This window comes from Frankia sp. CeRuru1 (genome assembly GCF_977966315.1).
The window spans coordinates 2,348-7,056 of sequence record NZ_CDWWEW010000284.1; the positions used below are offsets into that span (position 1 = coordinate 2,348).

Below are 4,709 nucleotides of genomic sequence, written 5' to 3' on the forward strand. Positions count from 1 at the left end.
TGCGCAGCGGCCCGAGCCCCAGCGGCGATCCGTAGAGGGCAGCCTCCACGTCGAGTGTCGCCAGTGCGTTGCCGGCGAACAGCACGTCGACATAGCCGGCCCCGACGAGGGCGATCAACGCTGGCCCGGCCCCGGTGCTCACCACAGTCTGACCCGCCACCCAGAGCACCTGCGACCCCTCGGCCTTGACCTCGCGAATCTGGCGGGCGATCGCCCGGGCCAGGACCGCCTGCGGCTGGGTGGAGCTCGGCAGCGGGGCGGCCAGGGACTCGTACTCCTCGTAGACCCGGCTGGAGTGGGCGGTGACCGGCAGGACGACCTTCACCCCGTCCACGCCGCACACGATCATGTCTCCCGCGCGCACGTCGGTGACCGGTACCGTTTGCACCCGGCCGTGCGAGACGACCAGGCCGCAGTCCATCTCGGGATGCTCCACCGGCACCCACTGGCCGTCGAGGTGGACGACGGTCTCCAGATTGGTGGTGGAGTAGAAGTCCGGGGGGAAGACGCCGTCGCGGTCGGCCGGCTCGCACCGGGCCGTGCCAGACTCGATCTTGTTCACGCCGTGGACCTGGATCCGCATCAGAATGCGCATGAGCTGACTCGGTGAATCGGCCCCCACCGTGATGACCGCGTGGGACTCGTCATCGTGGCTGTGCCCCAGGTCGATACGATCAACCCGATAGTCACCGCCATAGTCCAGCACGTCGTCGAGAACCCGAGCCAGCACGCCCGTGTCCATGAGATGCCCGTGGACCTCGACCTTTTCGTGGTACTGCACGCCCCACGCCCTTCCTTTTCGGTGCCGGTACGACGGCTGCCACGCCGCGCTCAGACCACCGCGCCGTCGTCGGGGCCGTCGAAATCCGTGGGCGGACGGTCTCCCATCCGCGCGACCAGCGTGCCGACCCCGCCGAGGATCAGCAGAACCCCGGCGACGTTCTGGGTCCGGGACTGGTTGAAGTCGATCAGGTTCGGAACGACGAGGAACATCACACCGAGGGCGATCGAACCGAGTGCCCAGCGCGTCACGGGCCTGATCCGTGGCAGCGGTGGCGGGGGTGGCGGCTCGTAGTGCTCGTGGTCCGGGTCCAGATCCGGGTCGTCCAGACCCTCCGGGACCTGGCCGGAACCCGACAGATCGCCGAGGTCGACGACGAAGTCCTCGGTGCCGCCGCGTCCCCGTCGGCCGCTGTCACCGCCCGCGGACGGGAACGGCAGCTGGTCGGGCCGGGGGTCGGTCCGGTCCTCCGATACGGGCGGACCACCCGGCTCGAACGGCGGGCGTAGGATGATCACAGTGGGGCGGCGGGTGTCGTCCAGATTCTCCGCCGCCGGCCACCGATGGGATTCGGGCTCGTCGTCGAAGCGCGCGATGAGTTCGAAGAACGCGGCGTCGTCGGCTTTCTGGGAGCGCGGGGAGGGCCGCGGTGCGTCGCCCCCCGCGGTTGTCGCGGATCCGTCGCCGCCGCCGTCGAGGCCGCTGTCGTTGAGGCCACCGTCGCCGTCGTCGCCACCACCGTCGGCCGGCTCCTCGCGGTTCGCGGAGGTGTCACCGCCGCCGGCGGGGGCGCTGCCCGGCCCGCCGAGGGGAGCCCCCTCGGGCACGGCGCCGTCCGCCGGCGAGGGCCGGTGCTCGCCGGGTCCTGAACCCGGTGACCGCTCAGCCATCGCCGCAGGGCACGTCGGGCACGAGCGCGCGTGGCGCGTGCCGCCGGACGAATTCCAGACTTCCGTCGAAGATCGTTTCTCGGTCGTTGTCGAGCGTCGCGACGTGGTAACTGTTCTCCAGCAGCCGTTCCTCGGCCGGGGCACGCAGCCCGGCCAGCAGAATCGCGCCGGAGCTGGCTTCCACCACGTGGTCGACGATGCTGCGGTAGGTGAGGACCGGACAGACGATCCGACCGAGCTCCGGCCGGGTCACCGCCCACAGTTGGCGCAGCGACGCGAACGGGCGCAGGGGTACCCGGTCGTAACCGACCTCGGGCACGCCCTCGGCCTTCACGTCGCCGGCCACGCCAGGCACGGCGGGGATCACCCGGCTCAGCAACGGGGCGAACGCCGCGTGCCACCGTTCGGTGGTGAGGCTGGGATTGACCGTGACGAGGCCAGCGAGATCCCCGCCGTGCTGCTCGGCCAGCCGCAGGGCCAGGGTCCCGCCCATCGACAGCCCCATGACGAAGACCTGCTCGCAGGTGGTCCGCAACCGCAGGAACGCGGTCTCTACCGTGGCGTACCAGTCCGGCCAGGTGGTGGGCACCATGTCCTGCCAGCGGGTGCCATGGCCGGGCAGCAGCGGGCACGAGACGGTCAGCCCGACTGCGGAGAGGTACTCGCCCCAGGGCCGCATGCTGCCCGGGGAGCCGGTGAACCCATGGACCAGCAGCACGCCGACCGGCCCACCCTCGAACTCGAACGGTTCCGCGCCCGGGAGGACGGCCGCACCGGTGACACCCGCCATCGTGATCCGCCCTTCGTGCCTCGCGCGCCCGCCCGCATGCCGCGATGCGGGTCCGGCGACGCGCGGAGGGAAAACGCCGGTAAACGCATGCTCGCACGGTCCGCGGGCTGAGGCCACGGTCGTGCGTGTCTCACTCGCTGCGCAACATCGCTGCGCAGGAGCCGCCGGACGGAAAGTCCCCGCCTGATGATAATCGGTGATGGGTGGGTACGCGCGCGGGACATCGGGATCGAGGCGCGGTCTGCGGGAGGCTGGGGGCCCGCCGTCAGGTTTCCTGGCCGGCACCGGAGAATGACACGCCGAGCGGGGTAGACCCTGTTCGGTGGACGTCGTGATGACCTCTCCTTAGGCTCAAGCAAGCCCATCATCCTTGCGACCGGCCCTGGGCGACCCGGCCCTGGTGCGGTGGGGTCGCAAGGATCGTCGGGGTCTCCGTGGCGGACCCCGGCGAGGCCGCCGGTCGTGGACCGGCGGCGTGCGCCCCGGTGCCCGACCGACCGGACGGTTCGTGGGAGGTTCGGGCCAGGTGTGATCGGCGTCGGCGGATGAAGACGGGCGACTGGCCACGGGCGCCCCCGGCGGGCCGTCGTCGTGCGGCGGTGACCAGGTGGGAGCTGTCTTGTTCTACTGGGTGGTCAAGGTGTTCCTGACACCTGTCCTGCGACTGTTCTGGCGTCCCTGGGTCGAGGGGGCAGAGAACATCCCCCCGGAGGGGCCCGCGATCCTCGCCGGCAACCATCTCTCCTTCCTGGACCACCTCTTCCTGTCGCTGGTCGTCCCCCGCCGTGTCACCTACCTGGCGAAGAGCGACTACTTCACCGAGGCGGGCGTCAAGGGGTGGTTCAAGCGGGTGTTCTTCAGTGGCGTCGGCCAGATCCCGATCGATCGCAGCGGCGGCAAGGCGAGTGAGGGCGCGTTGCGCTCGGGGGTCCGGGTGCTCCGCCAGGGCCGCCTGCTCGGGATCTATCCGGAAGGCACCCGATCCCCGGACGGCCGGCTCTACCGCGGCAAGGTCGGTGTCGCGCGCCTGGCGCTGGAGGCCGGGGTCCCGGTCATCCCCGTGGCGATGATCGGGACCTTCGAGGTCCAGCCGCCGGGCCAGCTGGTTCCGAAGATCCGTCGGGTCGGCATCCGCATCGGCCGCCCGCTCGACTTCAGCCGCTACGCGGCCATGGCAGATGATCGCTTCGTCCTGCGCTCGGTCACCGATGAGATCATATACGAGCTGATGGCCCTGTCCGGCCAGGAGTATGTGGACATGTACGCGAAGCGGGCCAAGGAGGAGCTCGCGGCCGCCCGGGCACAGGCGGCTGCCGCTGCCGGCGCGCCCGCGGGGTCTACCACCCCGGCGCAGGTCTCCCCGGCGTCCACCAGTACGGCGCAGGGTTCCCCTGGGGTGGCGACGCCGGCTCGGTCTCCGGATCAGCTCGGGCTGCCGGTCACGGCGCCGGCGAATCCACGCGCCGCCAAAGACCGGATCGACCGGGCGGTCTGACCCGTTTGCGGTGGACACGGCAGGATGGTCCGGTGTGTGGTGACAGCGTTCCTGGCTGGACGACGATCGGGCGGCGTCGCGGCTTCGAGCATCCCCGGCGATTCCCGGGACGGCGTCCGCTTCTGGTCGCGCTCGGCCTGATCGTTGGCTGCCTCGCGGGAACGGGTCCGGTGCCCGGGGCCTCGGCGGCCGGTTCCCCCGCCGCACCTGCTGGACCCGCCGCACCTGCTGGACCGCCCGTGGGCGCCGCCCCGGCCGATACGATCGGTCGCTCGGGAACGTACCTCACGGACAGTGATCGTCGGGTGGTCGTCCTGCACGGGATCACGGTGCCGGCCGGGGTGACGCCCACCGCCGGGGACATCGACACCTGGGTCGGCTTCGGATTTACCGGGGTGCGCCTAGCGGTCCCGATGGCAAGCGGCGGCCGCTTCCCGGCGACATCCGGTGGGCCGGTCCTCGACGGTGCCGGCGCGGCGACCACGCCCGCCGACCCCGGACTCGACCAGGCCGCCGCCCTCACCCGCATGTTCACCGACCGCGGGTTGCGGGTCACGCTGCGGATCGTGCCCGCCTCGGCGGGCTACGTGCCCTCCGTCGCCGGCCTCGCCGCGGGGCTCGAACGGTTGGCGACGCGGTTCCGCGACGTGCCGGGCCTGCTCGGCTACGAGGTGCCCGAGGGTGGTGGCGGCGGTGAGAGTCTCGTAGCGGCGGTGGCCGCGCATGACGGCACTCACCTGCTGTGGCGGAACC

At 71.6% G+C, this 4,709-nt stretch carries 4 protein-coding genes and 1 pseudogene; 2 read left to right on the forward strand and 3 right to left on the reverse strand.

The annotated features are described in order from the left end of the window. From AC08OP_RS17970 to AC08OP_RS17980, 3 genes are all read right to left on the reverse strand, one after another. Positions 1-781 (reverse strand): ornithine cyclodeaminase family domain (locus AC08OP_RS17970; protein ID WP_476615254.1); only part of this gene is annotated, 781 nt, incomplete at its 3' end. Positions 782-831: 50 nt separating this feature from the next. After that, positions 832-1,671 carry a hypothetical protein gene (locus tag AC08OP_RS17975; RefSeq protein WP_476615255.1) on the reverse strand — a complete coding sequence of 280 codons (840 nt, stop codon included), beginning with the start codon at positions 1,669-1,671 and terminating at the stop codon, positions 832-834. Continuing rightward, positions 1,664-2,461 (reverse strand): alpha/beta hydrolase, encoded by a 798-nt coding sequence (locus AC08OP_RS17980; RefSeq protein WP_462186413.1) that lies wholly within the window; start codon positions 2,459-2,461, stop codon positions 1,664-1,666. Before AC08OP_RS17980 ends, AC08OP_RS17975 begins: the two co-directional genes overlap by 8 nt. A gap of 619 nt (positions 2,462-3,080) precedes the next feature. Between AC08OP_RS17980 and AC08OP_RS17985 the strand changes: the two genes are divergently transcribed. Both AC08OP_RS17985 and AC08OP_RS17990 read left to right on the forward strand, forming a co-directional pair. After that, on the forward strand, positions 3,081-3,956 hold the full coding sequence (locus tag AC08OP_RS17985) for a lysophospholipid acyltransferase family protein (protein WP_476615256.1): 876 nt from the start codon (positions 3,081-3,083) through the stop codon (positions 3,954-3,956). A 239-nt stretch (positions 3,957-4,195) separates the two neighbouring features. Next, positions 4,196-4,709: pseudogene (locus tag AC08OP_RS17990) on the forward strand (hypothetical protein); the annotation flags it as partial.